This is a genomic window from Streptomyces sp. TS71-3 (assembly GCF_018327685.1).
In the GTDB taxonomy this organism is placed as follows: Bacteria; Actinomycetota; Actinomycetes; order Streptomycetales; family Streptomycetaceae; genus Streptomyces.
On sequence record NZ_BNEL01000001.1, the window covers coordinates 1,724,976 to 1,743,916 of the forward strand.

The following is an 18,941-nucleotide window of genomic DNA, read 5'->3' on the forward strand; positions in this document are numbered from 1 at the left end:
TGGCCGACCCCACCGGCCGACCGGCGGTGGGGCTCCGCCCCGGCGGGGGTACCTCCCACGCCCTTCGGGCAGTGGGGGGAGGGCCACCGGGCCCAGCCCCTTGCGGTCTCGTTTCCATCCACCGGCCGGTGGGGGCTGGTCGCGCCCGCGCGGCGGAGCCGCAAGTCGAGCACAGCCCCGCGCCCCTGGATGGGCCGGCGTTAGCGGCCCGGCAGGGTGCGCCCCGACAGGGGCGCGGGGAACTGCGCGAGTAACCACGACGCGCCTGTGGCAGGCCACCGGGCCGAGCCCGTTGCGGTCTCGTTCCTGGCCACCGGCAGGTGCTCCCCACCGGCAGGTGCTCCCCACCGGCAGGTGCCCCCCCCACCGGCAGGTGGCCCCACCGGCAGGTGGCCGCCTGTGTCAGCTTCCGGAGGGAGCCGCCGTAGCCGGCGGGAGCTCCGTCTGGACCCCCGGCTCACCCGCGTCAGCGGTGTAATCCGAGGGCGACGTCTCGTCCGTGCCCCTGGGCGCCTTCACGGCGTTCAGGACGAACGTGAGGACCACCGTCACCACGAGGTTGAGCACGAAGGCCGTCAGGCCGATGTAGCCGATCTCGCCGAGCCCGGGGATCTTGTCGCTGCTGCCACCGAAGTGCGCCTGCGTGGGGCTCGCGACGCCGTACGCCGCCACCGTGCCGTAGACCATGCCGACCGCCCAGCCGGCGAGCAGCGCCCAGCGGTGGAACCACCGGGTGAACAGGCCGCCGACCAGCGCCGGGAAGGTCTGGAGGATCCAGATACCGCCGAGCAGCTGGAAGTTGATGGCGACGGTCCTGTCCATGGTCAGCACGAAGACCAGCGCGCCCACCTTCACCACCAGCGAGACGATCTTGGAGACGGTCGCCTCCTGGGCGGGGGTGGCGTTGGGCTTGAGGAAGTCCCGGTAGATGTTGCGCGTGAACAGGTTCGCCGCGGCGATCGACATGATCGCCGCCGGCACCAGCGCACCGATGCCGATCGCGGCGAAGGCGACACCCGCGAACCAGTCCGGGAACATGTTCTCGAAGAGCTGCGGGATGGCGAGCTGGCCGTTCTCGACCTTGATGCCGTCCGCGATCGCCATGAAGCCGAGCAGCGCCAGCAGGCCCAGCATCAGCGAGTACAGCGGCAGGATCGCGGTGTTGCGGCGGATCACGTTGCGGCTGCGCGAGGAGAGCGTCGCCGTGATCGAGTGCGGGTACATGAAGAGCGCCATCGCGGAGCCGAGGGCCAGCGTGGCGTAGCCCCACGTCCCCGCGGCGTTCGGCGCCAGCGCCCCGCGTGGCGCGCCCGTCGCCGGGTTCTTCTGCGCGAACGCCTCCGCCGACTTGTGGAAGATGTCGTCGAAGCCGCCCAGCTTGATCGGGATGTAGATGATCGCCACGGCGATGACCAGGTAGATCAGCGTGTCCTTGACGAAGGCGATCAGCGCGGGAGCGCGCAGCCCGGACGAGTAGGTGTAGGCCGCCAGCACGGCGAACGCGAGGAACAGCGGCAGGTCCTTGACGAACCAGTTGGTGCTGTCGCCGCCGCCGATGCCGAGCACGTCCAGCACGGCCTGGATGCCCACCAGTTGCAGGGCGATGTACGGCATCGTGGCCAGGATGCCGGTGAGCGCCACCGCCAGCGAGAGCCCCTTCGAGCCGAACCGCCCGCGCACGAAGTCGGACGTGGTCACGTAGCCGTGCTTGTGCGAGACCGACCAGAGCCGGGGCAGGAAGGTGAAGATCATCGGATAGACGATGATCGTGTACGGCACCGCGAAGAAGCCCGCCGCGCCCGACGCGTAGATCGCGGCCGGCACGGCCACGAACGTGTACGCGGTGTACAGGTCGCCGCCGAGCAGGAACCACGTGATCCAGGTGCCGAACGACCGGCCGCCCAGGCCCCACTCGTCGAGGGAGTGGGCGTTGTCGGCGCGCCGCCAGCGCGCCGCCCAGAAGCCCATCACCGTCACGGCCAGGAAGAAGAAGATGAAGACGCCGAGCGCGACGCCGTTCACACCGTCCTTCATCGCCCCTCACCTCCTTCGCGCCTCGCACCGTCGCCGTCCGCCGCCGCGCCGCGGCCCGCCGAGGCGGCCCCCCGGCTGCGCTGGTCGTACTGCCACAGCTTGTACGCGGTCATGGTGAGCGCGGTCGAGATGAGCACCCACAGCATCTGGTACCAGTAGAAGAACGGAATGCCGATGAACGCCGGGTCGACCTTCGCGTAGGAGCTGACCCAGAGCATGGCCACGAACGGTGCGAGCAGGCACAGCGCGATGACCACACGGACCGGCGTCACCACCGGTCTGCTCACTTGGGGTACCTCGGACTCAGACATGGGCGGCTCCGTCGGCTCGTCGATCACCGTTGCACCACTGATCGGATCGTGATGCGCTGGAAATCTAGGCGCTACGTCAGCATGAGGGAACCCCGGCCCGATAACGGGCGTATTGCAGTCCGCGCACGTCATGCCCCCTGCGCCGGCGCCGCCCCCGCTGTTCCCGGCCGCCCGCCGTGGTGCGCAGTCAGTCGGCCGGCCGCTTCAGACGGGCGACGAACTTGTAGCGGTCGCCCCGGTAGACCGAGCGCACCCACTCCACCGGGCGCCCCTCGCCGTCCAGTGAGTGCCGGGAGAGCATCAGCATCGGCAGGCCCACGTCCGTGCCGAGCAGCCCCGCCTCGCGCGGCGTGGCCAGCGACGTTTCGATGGTCTCCTCGGCCTCGGCCAGCTGGACGCCGTAGACCTCGTCCAGCGCGGTGTACAGGGACGTGTACTTGACGAGGCCCCGGCGGAGCGCGGGGAAGCGCTTCGCGGACAGGTGCGTGGTCTCGATGGCCATCGGCTCGCCGCTGGCCAGCCGCAGCCGCTCGATGCGCAGCACCCGCCCGCCGGGAACGATGTCGAGCAGCTCGGCGAGGGTGTCGTCGGCGGTGACGTAGCCGATGTCGAGGAGCTGCGAGGTGGGTTCGAGGCCCTGGGCGCGCATGTCCTCGGTGTACGAGGTGAGTTGCAGCGCCTGGGAGACCTTGGGCTTGGCCACGAACGTGCCCTTGCCCTGGATCCGTTCGAGCCTGCCCTCCACCACCAGCTCCTGGAGGGCCTGGCGGACCGTGGTGCGGGAGGTGTCGAACTCGGCGGCCAGCGTCCGCTCGGGCGGCACCGCGGAGCCCGGCGCGAGCGTCTCGGTCATGTCGAGCAAGTGCCTCTTGAGCCGGTAGTACTTGGGCACGCGCGCAGTGCGGACGGCGGCCCCTCCCTCGGTCTCCGCGCTGGTGGCGTCGGTGCTCATGCTCCGCCTTCCGGCTTGCTGCACAGGTCCGGCGCTGTGCCGGCCGCGGCTCACATCGTGGCACGGCAAAATCCGCGTCCCGCGGGAGCCGTGTCCTTTCTTATACACCGTCGGCACCCCGCCTGGTCTAGTCCACCCCGCATGTGGCGGTCGCGGCGCCGGGCCTGACGCCGCCTCCGGACCGCCTCAGGCGCGCAAGAGCGCCATCCGCGTGCGTCCGTGCACGTCCGCGGGCGTCCTCACAAGTGTCGGTCCGGTAAAGGACGAGACGGGCGTTCCCTCCATGCTTGACACTCGTATAGGTCTAGGCCAAGCTCCCCACGTACTGGTCTACACCAATGCCCAGGACCCAGCCGCGCGGTCAGCCATGCCTGACTCCTCACCGTGGATGGGGGGTGCGGCATCCCTGAGGAGGGTGACGTGAAGCGCAAGCTGACAGCGGCGATCGGCATAGCGGGCCTGATGGTCTCCATTGCGGCCTGCGGGGGCAGCAGTGAGAAGGCCGGGGGCTCCGGGGAGAACAAGCTCACGGTCTGGCTCACGGTCGACGCCCAGAACAACTGGCCCCAGCTGGTCAAGGACGCGGACGCCGCCCTCAAGAAGAAGCACCCGGGCGTGAAGATCACCCACGAGTACTACGGCTGGCCGGACAAGAACACCAAGCTGGACGCCGTGCTCGCCACCGACAAGGTGCCGGACGTGGTCGAGATGGGCAACACCGAGATGCTCGGCTACATGGTCAAGGGCGCCTTCGCCGAGGTGGACCCGTCGAAGTTCGACCACTCGGACGGCTGGCTCGACGGCCTCAAGGCCTCCGTCACCTACGACGGCAAGACCTACGGCGTGCCGTACTACGCGGGCGGCCGGGTCGCCAACTGGCGCAAGGACATCGCCGCGGCCTCCGGCATCAAGGACACCCCGAAGAGCTACAGCGAGCTCCTCTCCGACCTGGACAAGATCCAGAAGAAGCAGGGCTCCGGCTTCAACGCCTGGTACCAGCCCACCCGCGACTGGTACGCGGGCATGTCCTTCGTCTACGACGCGGGCGGCGCCATCGCCAAGGAGCAGGGCGGTACCTGGAAGGGCACGCTCTCCTCGCCCGAGTCCCTCAAGGGGCTGGGGGAGTTCAAGAAGGTCATCGACGCGTACATGCACGGTGACAAGACCAAGGACGAGTCGGACCGCTACATCGTCTACGGCCAGGGCAAGTCGGCCATGATCTTCGCGGCCGCCTGGGAGGGCGCCACCTCGGCCGACCCGAAGAACGACAAGACCGGCAAGCTCAAGGACAACGCCGTCAACTTCGTGATGCCCGGCCCGTCCGGCAAGAACATGCCGGTCTTCCTCGGCGGCAGCGACCTCGCCATCCCGGTGAAGTCCGGCGCCCAGGACCTGGCAGCCGAGTGGATCAACGACTTCGCGGGCGCCAAGGGCCAGAAGGGCCTGATGGCCAAGGGCAACCTGCCCAACGACAAGGCCGACCTGGAGACCCAGAAGAAGGACCCGGCCACCGCGGTGCCCGCCATCGCCGCCGAGAGCAACTGGTTCGTGCCCATGGCGCCCGGCTGGGGCCAGGTCGAGAAGGCCCAGGTCCTCCAGACGATGCTCCAGAACATCGGCACCGGCAAGCAGTCCGTCGAGGCCGCCGCGAAGACGGCCGACGCCGCGATCGACAAGGTCATCAACAACAAGTGACCCGGACCCGTGCCGGGTGGCGGGGCCCCGTACGAGGGGTGGGGCCCCGGCACCGGCGCGGGCCGGTTCCGTGCCGCCGCACGGGACCGGCGGGGACGCCGCCCGCACGCGGGTGCCGGGGAGCAGCCGGACCGGTGCCGGCCCTCGGCCCGCGGAAACGGGAGGCCACGGGGAGCCGCCGGGCCGGGGCCCGGAACCGCAGGGAGCCCGCACGCCCGGGCCGCCAGGAGAGGGACCGTTGAGGAGCGCACCATGAGTGCCGCAGAGACCACCACCGCCGAGGTGCCGCCGGCGCGGCCCTCGCCACCTCCCGACTCCGGGGCATCCAGCGGCCGGCCCGAGGGCCCGCGCCGGGTGTCCGCCGGCGCCAGACCGGGCGCGGCCCGCGGCGCCTCCGCCGTGCCCTGGGCGCTGCTCGCGCCCTGCCTGCTGGTACTGGTCCTGGTGCTGGGCTATCCGCTGGTGCGGCTGGTCACGCTCTCGTTCCAGGAGTTCGGGCAGTCCCAGCTCTGGGGCTTCAAGCCCGCCGAGCCGGCCGGCTTCGACAACTTCTCCAAGGTGCTCGGCGACGGTGAGTTCTGGGCCGTGGTGCTGCGCACCGTCATCTTCGCGGCGGGTTCCGTCATCGTCACCATGGTGCTGGGCATGCTCGTCGCGCTGGTGCTCCAGCGGGTCTCGCCCTGGGTGAAGACGCTGGTCAACATCGCGCTGGTGGCGAGCTGGGGGATGCCCGTCATCGTCGCCACCACCATCTACAAGTGGATGTTCGACTCCGACTACGGCATCCTCAACTACCTGCTCAGCAAGCTGCCGGGCGTCGACCTGATCGGCCACAACTGGTTCGCGAGCGGCCCCCAGGGGCTTGCCGTGATCATGCTGCTGGTGGTGTGGGGCGCGGTGCCGTTCGTGGTGATCACGCTCACCGCCGGACTCACCCAGGTGCCCAAGGAGCTCGAAGAGGCCGCCCGGCTGGACGGCGCCGGCTCCTGGGGCGTCTTCCGGAACGTCACCGTGCCCGTCCTCAAGCCCATCCTGGTGATGCTCACCACCCTCTCCGTCATCTGGGACATGGGCGTCTTCCCGCAGGTCTTCGTGATGCGCGGCGGCCACCCCGAGGCCGAGTTCCAGCTGCTGACCACCTACTCCTACGACAGGGCCTTCCAGGTCAACGACTACGGCGGCGGCTCCGCCATCGCCCTGCTCACCGTCGTCCTGCTGCTGGGCGTGGTGGCGGTGTACATGCGTCAGATGCTGAGGATCGGCGACGTGGAGGAGAGCGCATGAGCACCGTGAGCACCGCCGGCGCGGCCGGCTCCGCCACCCGGGTCCGCCCCTCGCCCACCCCCCGCCGGGGGCGCACCCGCGCCGGCTGGAACCTGCTCGGGCTCTGCGTGTTCGTCGGCGCGGGCTTCCCCGTCTACTGGATGCTCGCCACGGCGTTCAAGCCGGCCCGCGACGCCATCGACCCCACCCCCGGCCTGCTGCCCGCCAGCCTCACCCTGGACAACTTCCGCCGCGCCCTGCAGATCGCCGACTTCTGGGGTCCCGTCGGGCGCAGCCTGACCGTGTCGCTGACGGTCGTCGTCATCGGCATGGTGATCGGCGTGCTGGCGGCGCTCGCCATCTCGCGGTTCGCCTTCCGGGGCCGCAAGATCGTGATCGTCGGCATCCTCGCGGTGCAGATGGTCCCGCTGGTCGCCATGATCATCCCCATCTTCCTGCTCCTCAACGACCTCGGGCAGTACGACAAGCTGAGCGGCCTGATCGTCACCTACCTGACCTTCGTGCTGCCGTTCACCGTCTGGACGCTGCGGGGCTTCATCGTCAACATCCCCAAGGAGCTGGAGGAGGCGGCCATGGTCGACGGCTGCACCCGCACCGGCGCCTTCCTGCGGGTGGTCTTCCCGCTGCTCGCGCCCGGCATGGTGGCCACCTCCGTCTACGGCTTCATCCAGGCCTGGAACGAGTACCTGTACGCGCTGATGCTGATGAGCCAGCAGCACCAGACGGCCACGGTCTGGCTCGGCAACTTCACCACCAAGCACGGCACCGAGTACGCGCCGATGATGGCCGGCTCCACGATGATGGCGGTGCCGATGGTGGCCCTCTTCCTGCTCGTCCAGCGCAAGATGGCGGCGGGCCTGACCGCGGGCGCGGTGAAGGGCTGATGTCCGTACCCGCGCCCCTGGCGCCCCCGCCGCCCGTGCCGCCGGCACCGCCGCCGCTGCCCGCGACCGCCCGCGCCCCTCGCATCGCCGCCACCGCACCGGTCACCCGCGGGCCCTCGCCGTCCGCCGCGGTCACCCGTCCAAGGAGCTCTCGATGACCACACTCGCCGGCCACACGGACACCCTGACCCGCGACGCCCTCACGGTCCTGCAGCCCGGCTTCACCGGCACCAGCGCCCCCGACTGGCTGCTGCGCAGGCTCGGCGAGGGGCTGGCCTCCGTCGCTCTCTTCGGCCGCAACATCGCCTCGCACGAACAGGTGGCCGCGCTCACCGCGCAGCTGCGGGCCGAGCGCGGCGACGTGCTCGTCACCATCGACGAGGAGGGCGGCGACGTCACCCGCCTGGAGGCGGGCACCGGGTCCACCTTCCCCGGCAACCACGCCCTCGGCGCCGTCGACGACACCGCGCTCACCCGCGAGGTCGCCTTCGAACTCGGCCGCCGCCTCGCTTCCTGCGGGGTCAACCTCAACTGGGCGCCGTCCGCCGACATCAACTCCAACCCCGACAACCCCGTGATCGGCGTGCGCTCCTTCGGCGCCGACACCGCGCTCGCGGCCCGGCACACCGCCGCCTACGTGGAGGGCCTGCAAGCCGCGGGCGTCGCCGCCTGCACCAAGCACTTCCCGGGGCACGGCGACACCGCCGTCGACTCGCACCACGCGCTGCCCCGCATCGACGCGGACCTCCAGACGCTCCACGCCCGCGAGCTGGAGCCGTTCCGCGCGGCCATCGCGGCCGGCACGCGCGCGGTGATGACCGCGCACATCCTCGTCCCCGCGCTCGACCCGCAGCGCCCCGCCACCCTCTCCCGGCTCATCCTTACCGGCCTGCTCCGCGAGGAGCTGGGCCACGACGGGCTGATCGTCACCGACGGCATGGAGATGCAGGCGATCACCTCCGCCTACGGCATCGAACGCGGCAGCGTGCTCGCCGTCGCCGCCGGCGCCGACGCGATCTGCGTGGGCGGCGGGCTCGCGGACGACGACACGGTCCGCCGGCTGTGCGACGCCCTGGTCTCCGCGGTGCGCTCCGGCGACCTGCCGGAGGAACGCCTCGCTCAGGCCGCGGCGCGGGTCCGCGACCTCGCCGGCTGGACGGCGGCGACCATGCCCCGCAGCGCCGCCTACGACGACGGTCGGGCGGTCGAGGTGGGCCTTGAGGCGGCGCGGCGGGCGCTGCGGGTGACCCGGGACGCGTCGGCGCCGGGCGCGGGCCGGCCCGTCACCGAGCCGCCGTTCGTCGCGGCCTTCACCCCGGTCGCGAACATCGCCGTCGGCGACGAGACCCCGTGGGGCGTCGCCGCCGAGCTCCAGCGGCTGCTGCCCGGCACCAGGACGGACAGCTTCAGCGGCGCCGGCGCGGGGGAGCGGGCGCTCGCCGCGGCGGGCGGCGAGCGCATCGTCGCCGTCGTCCGCGACGTCCACCGGCATGCGTGGATGTCGTCGGCCCTGGACACGCTGCTGGCCGCACGGCCCGACACCGTCGTCGTCGAGATGGGCGTTCCCCAGGCCGCGGCCCGGGGTGCCCTGCACATCGCCACGCACGGCGCGGCACGGGTGTGCGGGGTGGCGGCGGCGGAGGTGATCGTCGGGGGGTAGCCGGGTTTTGCGGCCACGCGGCGGAGCGGCCTGTCGACACAGCCTCGCGTCCCTTGTCAGGGGCCTGCACCTTGGGGTTGTCGGTCGGCTGTCGGTGTGTGGGGTGCTTGCGCAGGCCCCCGCGCCCCTTTTGGGGTCCTGCCCCTTGCGGTCTTGTTCCGGCTGCCGGCCCGTCGCGGTTGCTCGCGCAGTTCCCCGCGCCCCTGAGGGGGCTGCCGCTTGCGGTCGTCGGTCGGCTCGTCGTCGCCGGTCGCGCCGACGCGGTGGAGCCTCATGTCGACACAGGCCAGCGCCCCTCTCGGGGCGCAGCCCCGTCCTTCAAGGGGCGCGGGGAACTGCGCGAGCGACCACCCACCAACCGGTGGTCCGGACACGACCGAAACAGCCCCTCCCGGACGGTGACGAGCCGACGGTCACGTCGCGTGGGCGGCCCGAAGGTCGCCCAACCCGCTCTCCAGCAGCGTGAAGGCGTGTTCGGCGTCCCCTAGGGCCCCGGGGAGGCGGTCGTCCGCTGGCTCCCCGTGCGCCAGGCGCTGGGCGTTGTCGTTCGCCAGCGCCCACTGCACCGCGACGATCTGCACCGCCGCCAGGCGTGCCGTCAGCGGCGGCGTTCCCGCGGTCTCGCGCAGCGCCTCGGCGAGGGCGTCCTCCGCGCCCGCCTTGAAGCCCTCCATGCGGGCCACCAGCGACGGAGTGCCGAGGATCATCCGGTACAGCGCGCGCACCTGGGGATGGTCGTTGAGCCCGGTGATCGGGTCGCGCTCGCGCAGCCCCGCGAGGAAGTGCGCGCGCAGCGCTTCGAGTGGCCCGCTGTCCGCCGGACGCCCGCGCACCACCCGGGCCGCCTCGCTCTCGTGGTCCGCCAGCCGGTGCACCACCAGGTCCTCCTTGGTGGCGAAGTAGGCGAAGAGCGTGCGCTTGGAGACCTCGGCCGCCTCGGCGACCTGGGCCACGGACACCTGCGTGAAGCCGTGTTCGAGGAACAGCGCGATCGCCGCCTCCGAGATCGCGGCATGCGTCCGCCGCTTCTTCCGCTCCCGCAGCCCCGGCTCGCCGTCCACACCCGCACGATATCAGGAAGTACTCCCGGAGCAATTCTGCACCTGGTGTACATTCGCACTGAGGCGAACTAACGCCGGGAGCGCATGCATGCCTCACGCATGCATGGGAGCGGGAGCTGACCATGAGGATCGAGAACGAGAAGCAGGCCGAGGTGGTCGTGGTGGGCGCGGGGCCGACCGGGCTCACGCTCGCCCACGAACTGGCCCTGGCCGGGGTCGAGACCCTGGTCCTGGAGCGCCTCGAACGCCCCGTCGAGCAGGTGAAGGGCGGCGGGATCCAGCCCCGCACCACCGAGCTGCTGGAGTCCCGGGGCCTGCTGGCGCCCGTGCTGAGCAGGGCAATGCCGCGGGATCCGGGAACCGGCCACTTCGCGATGCTCCCGGTGCCGCTGGACTGCACGCCCTGGCGGACCCGGCACCCGTACCCGGTGCCGATACCCCAGTGGCAGCTGGAGGCGGTGCTGGCGGAGCGGGCCGTCGCCCGCGGGGCGCGCATCCTGCGGGGCACGGAGGTCACCGCGGTCACCACGGTCGACGGGGACGGGATCGACGGCGCGCCCGGTGCGGACGGCGCCGGCGGCACGGACGGCTCCGGCGAGGGCGGCGTGACGGTCACCGCGGGCGGTCTGCGGGTACGCGCGCGTTACCTGGTGGCCTGCGACGGCGGCCGGAGCACGGTGCGCAAGCTGCTCGGCCTGCCGTTCCCCGGCCGGGACGGCACCTATGTCGCGGTGCTGGCCGACGTCCGGTTGTCCGCGGTCTCGTCGCTGGTGCCGCGGCGCAGCGGGCACATCAGTTCCCTCACGCGCGAGGCGGGCGGGCACTGGGCGATGCTGGTGCCGGTGGGAGACGACCGGTACCGGTTCACCTTCGGGCGTACGGAGGGGGCGAGCGCCGCCCGGGACGTCCCGGTCACGCGGGACGAGATCGCCTCGGCGCTGCGGGCGGTCTACGGCGACGAGACCGTGCTCGGCGGCGTGGTCAACGCGGGACGGTTCACCGATGCCACCCGCCAGCTCGTCCGCTACCGCGAGGGGCGCGTGCTGTTCGCCGGGGACGCCGCGCACATCCACCCGCCGCTCGGCGGCCAGGGCCTCAACCTCGGCGTGCAGGACGCGTTCAACCTCGGCTGGAAGCTGGCGGCCGCCGTGCGGGGCCGGGCTCCGGACGGCCTGCTGGACAGCTACCACGCCGAGCGCCACCCGGCCGCGGCCAGGGTCCTGCACCACACCTCGGCGCAGCGCGTCCTCGCCGGCCCGGCCGCGTCCGAGGACGTCACGGCGCTCCGGGACATCGTCACCGACCTGCTGCGGCTGCCGGACGCCAACCGCCACATCGCGGGCCTGATGTCCGGCCTGTCACTCCGCTACGACCTGGCCGGCGAGCACCCGCTCACCGGCCACCGGCTGCCCGACCTCGACCTCGACACGGCGGCCGGGCCCACCCGGCTGTCGGCGCTCCTCCACGCCGGGCACGCGGTCCTGCTCGACCTCGCCGGCGTCGTCCCGGCGGGCCTCAGCCTCCCCGCCGGGGTCGACCTGGTCCGCGCCGGCAGCCCGGACGATCCGGGTGCCGCGGCGGTGCTGCTCAGGCCCGACGGGTACGTCTGCTGGGCATCGGACGACGCAGCCGCCTGCACCCGCACCCTGCTCCCGGCACTGCACGAGCACGTGACGGCCGCGGCATGAGCCCCGGCGGGGACGCCGCCGGGGGGAGGGCCACCGCGGAGAGGGCCACCGGGGAGAGGGGGACGTCAGATCCCCTGCCACTCCGGCTTCGCGGCGAAGGTCTGGCGGAAGTAGTCCGCGAGCCGCAGCTTGGCCGCGGCGGCCTCGTCCACCACCACCGTGGCGTGCGGATGGAGCTGGAGTGCCGAGGCCGGGCAGATCGCGGCCACCGGCCCCTCCACGCTCGCCGCCACGGCCGAGGCCTTCCCGGCGCCGGTGGCCAGCAGCACCACGTGCCGGGCCTGGAGGATCGTGCCGATGCCCTGGGTGATCACGTGGCGCGGAACCTGGTCGATCTCGCCGTCGAAGAAGCGTGCGTTGTCGATCCGGGTCTGCTCGGTCAGCGTCTTGATGCGGGTGCGGGAGGCGAGCGACGAGCACGGCTCGTTGAAGCCGATGTGGCCGTCCGTGCCGATGCCGAGGAGCTGGAGGTCGACCCCGCCGGCCTTCTCCAGCGCCTCCTCGTACGCCAGGCAGGCCGCGGGGATGTCGGCGGCCCCTCCGTCGGGGCCCATGAACGCCTCGGGTCCGAGCCCCAGCGGTTCCAGCACCTGGCGGCCGAGCACCGACCGGTAGGACTCGGGATGGTCCGCGGGCAGCCCGACGTACTCGTCGAGCTGGGCTATCCGCGCCCGGGAGACGTCCACGGCACCGGAACCGGCCTTGGCGGCCAGCGCCTCGTAGACGGGCAGCGGGGTCGAACCGGTGGCGACGCCGAGCACGGCGTCGGACTTGCGTCGCAGCAACTGTGCCATGGCCTCGGCGATGAGCTCGCCGCCCGCCTCGGCGTCCGGGACGATGACAACTTCCACGCTGGTCCTGCCGATCTGAAGAGGTCTCGACTCAGGGCGAACACGTACGGATACGCATAGTGGACTAGACCAATCTAGCAGAGCGTACCTGCCCCGCGCCGCCCTGTCCCAGGGAGTGGAATGACACCCCCGGAGTGAAACGGAAGCCGGGGAGCGAAACGGGAGCCGGAGAACGAGGCGGCGCCCCGGCGTCGGGGAGGCGGCCGGGAGGTGAAGAGACGGGGGGCGGCTCCGGTGGCGCGGGAGTGACGGGGGCGCGGGGAGAGGCGGGGAAGGGGGGAGAGACGGGAGGGTGGAGAGAGGGGAGGGTGGAGAGACGGGACGGGTATGCGGGGGTAGGGGGATACGCGCCGCAGGATGGGTACGCGGCGCAGGGCGCACCGGGCACAGGGGCACACGGGGTACAGGGCCACATGCCCCGCAGGCCCGCACGGCCTGCACGACGCGCGACCCGCACGGCCCGTACGGCCCGCACGGCGATGCGGGCACACCGGGAGGCATACGGATGAGCTCCAGCACATCGGCCGGGTACCGGGAACTGCCGGGCCGCATCATGGCCCGTGAGATGGGCGAGCAGCCCGCGGTCCTGCGCAGGATGCTGGACACGGGCGCCGGGCGGATCCGGGAGACCGCCCGTGGGATCGCGGCGAAACGCCCCCGCTTCGTCCTGCTCAACGCCCGCGGCAGCTCCGACAACGCCGCGCTGTACGCCAAGTACCTGATGGAGATCAGGCTCGGCCTGCCGTGCGGCCTGGTCTCCATGTCGAGCATCACGGCGTACGGTTCACGGCCTGACCTGCGGGACGTCCTGCTGATCACCGTCAGCCAGTCCGGCAGCTCCCCGGACCTGGTGGCCTCCACGAGGGCGGCGCGCTCCGCCGGGGCGCTCACGCTGGCGGTGACCAACAATCCGGATTCGGCGCTGGCAGGCGTCTGCGAGCAGCACATCGACATCATGGCGGGCCCGGAGCGCGCGCTGCCGGCCACCAAGACGTACACCGCGGCGCTGCTCGCGCTGTACCTCCTCGTCGAGGGGCTGCGGGACTCCGACGGCGCCGCCGCACGCAAGCTGCCCGACCTCGCCACACAGCTCCTCGCCCGGCAGAGCGAGGTGAGGTCGCTGGCCGCGCGGTACCGGTTCGCCGAGCGGATGGTGATCACTTCGCGCGGGTACGGCTACCCGACCGCGAAGGAGGCCGCCCTGAAGCTCATGGAGACGAGCTACATCCCGGCGCTCTCGTACTCGGGCGCCGACCTGATGCACGGCCCGCTGGCGATGGTCGACAACATCTCGCCCGTCATCGCGGTCGTCACGGACGGCGCGGGCGGCGAGGCGCTCCAACCGGTCCTCGACCGGCTCCGCGGCCGCGGAGCCGACCTCGTCGTCATCGGCCCGGTGGCGCAGGTCAAGCAGGCCTCCGCCGGCTTCGTGCTCCCCACGGAGGGGGTGGCGGAAGAGGTCCAGCCGATCCTGGAGATCATCCCACTCCAACGCCTCGCCCACGAGGTCACCCTGGCCCGAGGCCAGGACCCGGACGCACCAAGGGCCCTGGCGAAAATCACAGAAACCCGCTGAACGAGCCCGCCCCGGCCATCACCAGGGGCGCGGGGAACCGCGCGAGAACCCTCACGGGCGGATGTCCGGGCACGAGCCGCAAGGCCCTGGGCAGCTTCCGCGATCAGGGGGCGCGGGGAACTGCGCGAGAACCCCCCACCGGCGGACGGCCGGCCGCGAGACCGCAAGGGGCAGGCCGGCTTCCGCGACAGGGGCGCGGGGAACTGCGCAAGACCCCCCACCGGGGGACGGCCGGGCACGAGCCGCAAGGCCCTGGACAGCTTCCGCGACAGGGGCGCGGGGAACTGCGCAAAGCCCCCCACCGAGGGGCAGCCGGCCGCGAGTCCGCAAGGACAGACCTGGCACCCGTTGAAAGGGGCGTGGGGAACTGCGCAAAAACCGGCGCCCCCCACCCCTCTTGGATACCCAACAACAACAAACATCTCCGAACGCATAGACACGGGAGAATGGTCTAGTCCACAATGCTGCATGAGGCCTCCGTCCTTCCCGCACAGAAGGACGGACCGAGGAACCGGCGCTCTCTGCCCTGACCGCGCCGGCTCCTCCCTTCGGCGGCCGGGAACCGCACACCCGGCGGCCGATACGGCTCGGGGCTGCGGTGCCTTGGGTACCCCCGGCTCGTGCGGAGCCCGGGGAAGGGTTGAGGGTCCCTCCCAGGCGCCGCGGCCCGCGGGTGGCCCGCCCCCCGAGGGGGCCGCACCGCGGCGGTCAGAAGGCCGCCGCCCGCCGGGTACGCTCGCAGAGTGCCCTCCATGAACGACCTCGTACGCCAGCACACCGCCCTGTCCGAGAAGGACCTGGAGTGGCTGCACCTGCTGGTGTCGGAGTGGCAGCTCCTCTCGGACCTGTCCTTCGCCGACCTCGTCCTGTGGGTCCCCACCCGGGACGGCACGCGCTACGTCTCCGTCGCGCAGATGCGTCCCAACACCGGCCCCACCTCGTACCAGGACGACATGGTGGGCCACCTCGTGCCGCGCGGCCGGCGCCCCATGCTGGACGTCGCCCACGACGAGGCCAGGATCGTGCGCGAGGGCGACCCCGAGTGGCGCGAGGAGGTACCCGTCAGGGTCGAGTCGATCCCGGTCAGCCACGACGGCCGGGTGCTGGGCGTGATCGCCCGCAACACCAACCTGCTCACCGTCCGCACCCCCTCCCGCCTGGAACTCACCTACCTCCAGAGCGCGTCCGACCTCGCCCAGATGATCGCCGCCGGCGCGTTCCCGTTCCCCGACCAGCACGTCGACATGGACGCCTCGCCGCGGGTCGGCGACGGCCTCATCCGGGTGGACGCGGACGGCTTCGTCCAGTACGCCTCGCCCAACGCCCTCTCCGCGTACCACCGCCTCGGCCTCGCCGCCGACCTGGTCGGCCTCCACCTCGGCAGGACCACCGCGGAACTCGCCCCCTCGCTCGGCCCCGTCGACGAGGCGCTGGCCAAGGTCGCCAGCGGCTGGGCGCCGCGTGAGTTCGAGGTGGAGGGCGAGGAGTGCGTGATCCAGGGCCGCTCCATCCCGCTGAAGCCCAAGGGGCCCCGGATCGGCTCACTCGTCCTGCTGCGCGACGTGACGGAGCTGCGCCGCAGGGAGCGGGAGCTGATCACCAAGGACGCCACCATCCGGGAGATCCACCACCGGGTGAAGAACAACCTCCAGACCGTGGCGGCGCTCCTGCGGCTCCAGGCCCGCAGGATCGATTCGGTCTCCGGCCGGGAGGCCCTGGAGGAGGCCGTGCGGCGGGTCGGCTCGATCGCCATAGTGCACGAGACGCTCTCTCAGACCCTGGACGAGCGCGTGGAGTTCGACGAGATCGCCGACCGCGTGCTGGCCATGGTCGCCGAGATCGCACCGGGCAAGGTCACCGGACGGCGCGCCGGGCGCTTCGGCATCCTGGAGGCGGAGGTCGCCACCCCGCTCTCCATGGTCCTCACCGAGCTGCTGCAGAACGCCCTGGAGCACGGCTTCCGCACCGCCGAGCACGGCACGGTCGAGGTCTCCGCGGTCCGCGGCGGCTCACCCAAGCAGGCCCGCCTGCTGGTCACCGTGCAGGACGACGGCGTCGGGCTCCCGGAGGGCTTCGACCCCAAGCACGCCGGCAACCTCGGCCTCCAGATCGTCCGCACCCTGGTCGAGGGCGAGTTGAACGGCACGTTCGACATGCTCCCGGCCCCCGACCGCGGCACCCAGGTACTGCTGGACATCCCCGTACGCGCGGAGAAGACAGGGCCGTAGGCGGGCCGGGGGAGTAGCCGGGTAGCCGTGTGCCCGGCCGGGGCGAGGGAACAGGCGAGGGAACAGGCGGGGAAACAACAGAAGGGCCCCGGACCGGTGGTCCGGGGCCTTCCTGATCATGTCTTCGGTGGTACTGCGCGCTGCGGCTCGGGGGCGGGGGATGCATACTCGCTGGTGGCAAGTTGTGCCATGGGGGGCACATGCGCCGCCGGGCTCAGGCTCGTGCGGGTGTGTGGGCGTCAGGCGCTGGCCTGACGTGCCCGGTTGCGAGCGGCACGGCGCTTCATCGCGCGGCGCTCGTCCTCGCTGAGGCCACCCCAGACGCCCGAGTCCTGGCCGGACTCAAGCGCCCACTGCAGACACTGCTCGACAACGGGGCAGCGACGGCAGACGGCCTTGGCTTCCTCGATCTGCAGCAGCGCAGGACCGGTGTTGCCGATGGGGAAGAACAGCTCGGGGTCTTCCTCGCGGCAAACGGCGTTGTGACGCCAGTCCATGGCTGCTACCTCTCTTGCGTCTTCATAACGTGCGGGGCTTGTGAATGTGAACGCTTTCACGAATCCCCCGTCAAGGGAAGGGCCAGCTACCGGTTCCCCGGTACTTGGTCCTGAGATGTGAGGAGGGGATCCGGCGCTCTCCGGGGCCACTGGTGCGGGCCTCCCGAGCGCCATGTAGAGATTCGCAAACCTCGGCTTCGGATACAACCCCTTCCGGAAAGTTTTTTTTGATTCCTCGGTGTCGACTCGGTCACAGCCGTACTTCCATGGGGTGGAAGATGGGCTAAACGTTCGAGTGCAAGGACTTTGAGCCCTTCGACTCACACAATCACACGCAGTGCACGGCGTACGCCTGTGAACGTCACGCTTTTGCGCACTCCCAGGTGGTCTCCGTCCATCTGGAGGGGGAGCGGCACCTTCGAATGCAAGGTGAAGTCCGTCAGGTCGTGCAGCGTCAGGGCGTGCTTGCCGTGCGGCCCTCGTTCGGGCGAGGAAGTCAGCAGCTGAGCGCCGTATCGGGTCACCGCGGCGGGCGTCAGGCGGCTCAGCCCGAGCACGTCGAGACCCGTGTCGAAAGAGGCCCGCGGGGAGGCGTACACCGGGCGATTGCCCAGGTAGGTCCAGGGTGCGGTGTTGCAGACTATGGAGGCCACGAGGTCGTGCGCGGGCTCCGCGCCGGGCCGTTCGAGGGTGATCGTGCCGTGCCTGCGGTTGGGCTCCTCCAGGAAGTGCCGCAGGAGCTGGCGGATGTAGAGCGCGTGGGTCGAGCGCTTGCCGCGGTCCCGCTGCTGTTCGACTCGGCCGACCACTCCCGCGTCGAAGCCGAGGCCCGCGCAGAACGTGAACCATCGGGGTGGCGCGGCCTCGTCATCGGTGCCCGGGGTGCCCGCCGTGAGGCCGAGGCCCACGGTCCGCTCGCTGCCCCGGCGCAGCGCGTCCAGCAGGGCACCGGTCGCCTCGACCGCGTCGTTGGGGAGGCCGAGCGCGCGGGCGAACACATTGGTGGAACCGCCGGGCACCACGGCGAGGCGGGGCAACCGGTCCGGATCGGGGCCGTGGTGCAGCAGACCGTTGACGACCTCGTTGACGGTGCCGTCGCCGCCGAGCGCGACGACCAGGTCGATGTCGTCGGCCTCCGCGGCCCGCCGGCCGACGTCCCGGGCGTGCCCGCGGTACTCGGTGGTGATGGCGTCGAGCTTCATCTCGCTCGCCAGCGCATGGGTGAGTACGTCCCGTGTGCGGGCACTCGTGGTGGTCGCCGCCGGATTGACCACGAGAAGAGCACGCATGCCCTGCAGGGTACCTACCGCGGCGCGCCCGGTTCACGCTGAGGGGACCGTGCCCCCGGCTCCTCGGGGGTGAGGGCGCTGCCCGCGGGCGGTGCGCCGGTACCCGCCGGGGCTACTCTGCTGAGGTGACCTCTGAGCAGACCCCCGCACCGCAGGCACCCGAGGACGAGCCCCGCCCCGGGCGGCTGACGCTGGCCGCCGCGCTGGCGGGCCTGGAGGGCCTCGCGCTGGTGGTGATAGGCGCGTATCTGCTGGTGATGGGCCTCGCGGGGAGCCCGGACGACCGCCAGCAGGCGGTCACCGCCGGCATCACGCTCCTCGTGCTCGCACTCCTGCCCCTGCTCGCCGCCCGCGGCCTGCTCCTGCGCCGCCGCTGGAGCCGCGGCCCGGCCGTGATCACCCAGATACTGGCCCTCCCGGTCGCCTGGAACCTCCTCCAGGCCGACAGCCTCCTGATCCCCGGCGGCATCGCACTCGCGGTGGTGGCGATCGCGACCCTGGTCCTCCTGGTCAACCCGACGACCACCAAGGCCCTCGGCATCCGGGGCCCCGCCGACCCGGGCGACGCACCCCGCACTTGATCTCGACGGGGGCCAGCGGCAACTGAGCGAGGACTTCGACCGGCGATGAGCCGGGACGAAGCCGCGGGGGGCTCCACGGCGTCCGCGGATGCGGATAGGGGCGCGGGGAACTGCGCAGAATCCACCACTGGCGGTGAGCCGGGATGGGACCGGCGGGAGGCTGGATGCTCTCCGCAGGAGGGGGCGCGGGGAACTGCGCGAGAAGACCCGCCGGGCGGCTGGCCGGCATGGACCGCGGGGGTCTGGACGTGCTCCGCGGATAGGGGCGCGGGGAACTGCGCAGAATCCACCACCGGTGGTGAGCCGGGATGGGACCGGCGGGAGGCTGGATGCTCTCCGCAGGAGGGTGG

Annotated in this window: 15 protein-coding genes; 8 read left to right on the top strand and 7 right to left on the bottom strand. The window is 71.9% G+C overall.

From position 1 onward, the window contains the following. Positions 1-402 precede the first annotated feature (402 nt). The 3 genes from mctP to Sm713_RS07150 all read right to left on the bottom strand — a co-directional run bounded on the left by mctP (position 403) and on the right by Sm713_RS07150 (position 3,297). Complete coding sequence (mctP, locus tag Sm713_RS07140; protein WP_212908805.1) at positions 403-2,034, bottom strand: monocarboxylate uptake permease MctP; 1,632 nt, start codon at positions 2,032-2,034, stop codon at positions 403-405. Continuing rightward, on the bottom strand, positions 2,031-2,345 hold the full coding sequence (locus tag Sm713_RS07145) for a DUF3311 domain-containing protein (protein WP_212908806.1): 315 nt from the start codon (positions 2,343-2,345) through the stop codon (positions 2,031-2,033). The genes mctP and Sm713_RS07145 overlap by 4 nt, the downstream gene beginning before the upstream one ends. 187 nt (positions 2,346-2,532) lie before the next feature. Beyond that, on the bottom strand, positions 2,533-3,297 hold the full coding sequence (locus tag Sm713_RS07150; protein ID WP_212908807.1) for a GntR family transcriptional regulator: 765 nt from the start codon (positions 3,295-3,297) through the stop codon (positions 2,533-2,535). A gap of 420 nt (positions 3,298-3,717) precedes the next feature. Here Sm713_RS07150 and Sm713_RS07155 point away from each other — a divergent pair, with 420 nt between their 5' ends. From Sm713_RS07155 to Sm713_RS07170, 4 genes are all read left to right on the top strand, one after another. Next, positions 3,718-4,992, top strand: coding sequence for an extracellular solute-binding protein (locus Sm713_RS07155; protein WP_212908808.1), 1,275 nt, complete (start codon positions 3,718-3,720; stop codon positions 4,990-4,992). Positions 4,993-5,244: 252 nt separating this feature from the next. After that, complete coding sequence (locus Sm713_RS07160) at positions 5,245-6,276, top strand: carbohydrate ABC transporter permease (protein ID WP_212908809.1); 1,032 nt, start codon at positions 5,245-5,247, stop codon at positions 6,274-6,276. Then, positions 6,273-7,160 (top strand): carbohydrate ABC transporter permease, encoded by an 888-nt coding sequence (locus Sm713_RS07165; protein ID WP_212908810.1) that lies wholly within the window; start codon positions 6,273-6,275, stop codon positions 7,158-7,160. Before Sm713_RS07160 ends, Sm713_RS07165 begins: the two co-directional genes overlap by 4 nt. 154 nt (positions 7,161-7,314) lie before the next feature. After that, a complete protein-coding gene (locus Sm713_RS07170) occupies positions 7,315-8,820 on the top strand; it encodes a glycoside hydrolase family 3 protein (protein ID WP_212908811.1) in 1,506 nt (501 codons plus the stop codon). A gap of 413 nt (positions 8,821-9,233) precedes the next feature. Here the strand turns inward: Sm713_RS07170 and Sm713_RS07175 are convergent, their stop codons facing one another. After that, a complete protein-coding gene (locus tag Sm713_RS07175) occupies positions 9,234-9,881 on the bottom strand; it encodes a TetR/AcrR family transcriptional regulator (RefSeq protein WP_212908812.1) in 648 nt (215 codons plus the stop codon). Positions 9,882-10,003: 122 nt separating this feature from the next. Here Sm713_RS07175 and Sm713_RS07180 point away from each other — a divergent pair, with 122 nt between their 5' ends. Then, on the top strand, positions 10,004-11,569 hold the full coding sequence (locus Sm713_RS07180; protein ID WP_212908813.1) for an FAD-dependent monooxygenase: 1,566 nt from the start codon (positions 10,004-10,006) through the stop codon (positions 11,567-11,569). A 65-nt stretch (positions 11,570-11,634) separates the two neighbouring features. On the opposite strand, the gene nagB is transcribed toward Sm713_RS07180, so the two are convergent. Next, positions 11,635-12,420 carry a glucosamine-6-phosphate deaminase gene (gene nagB / locus Sm713_RS07185; RefSeq protein ID WP_212908814.1) on the bottom strand — a complete coding sequence of 262 codons (786 nt, stop codon included), beginning with the start codon at positions 12,418-12,420 and terminating at the stop codon, positions 11,635-11,637. A gap of 505 nt (positions 12,421-12,925) precedes the next feature. Here nagB and Sm713_RS07190 point away from each other — a divergent pair. Further along, positions 12,926-13,996 (top strand): SIS domain-containing protein, encoded by a 1,071-nt coding sequence (locus Sm713_RS07190; RefSeq protein WP_212908815.1) that lies wholly within the window; start codon positions 12,926-12,928, stop codon positions 13,994-13,996. A gap of 743 nt (positions 13,997-14,739) precedes the next feature. Continuing rightward, on the top strand, positions 14,740-16,224 hold the full coding sequence (locus tag Sm713_RS07195) for a sensor histidine kinase (protein WP_212908816.1): 1,485 nt from the start codon (positions 14,740-14,742) through the stop codon (positions 16,222-16,224). 239 nt (positions 16,225-16,463) lie between these two features. Here Sm713_RS07195 and Sm713_RS07200 read toward each other — a convergent pair whose 3' ends face one another. Together Sm713_RS07200 and Sm713_RS07205 are read right to left on the bottom strand one after the other, a co-directional pair. Further along, the gene (locus tag Sm713_RS07200) at positions 16,464-16,721 is read right to left on the bottom strand and encodes a WhiB family transcriptional regulator (protein WP_040248489.1); all 258 of its coding nucleotides are present in this window, start codon (positions 16,719-16,721) and stop codon (positions 16,464-16,466) included. Positions 16,722-17,041: 320 nt separating this feature from the next. After that, positions 17,042-18,010 (bottom strand): diacylglycerol kinase family protein, encoded by a 969-nt coding sequence (locus Sm713_RS07205; protein ID WP_212908817.1) that lies wholly within the window; start codon positions 18,008-18,010, stop codon positions 17,042-17,044. Between the two features lie 125 nt (positions 18,011-18,135). Between Sm713_RS07205 and Sm713_RS07210 the strand changes: the two genes are divergently transcribed. After that, positions 18,136-18,591 (top strand): hypothetical protein, encoded by a 456-nt coding sequence (locus Sm713_RS07210; RefSeq protein WP_212908818.1) that lies wholly within the window; start codon positions 18,136-18,138, stop codon positions 18,589-18,591. Positions 18,592-18,941 lie beyond the last annotated feature (350 nt).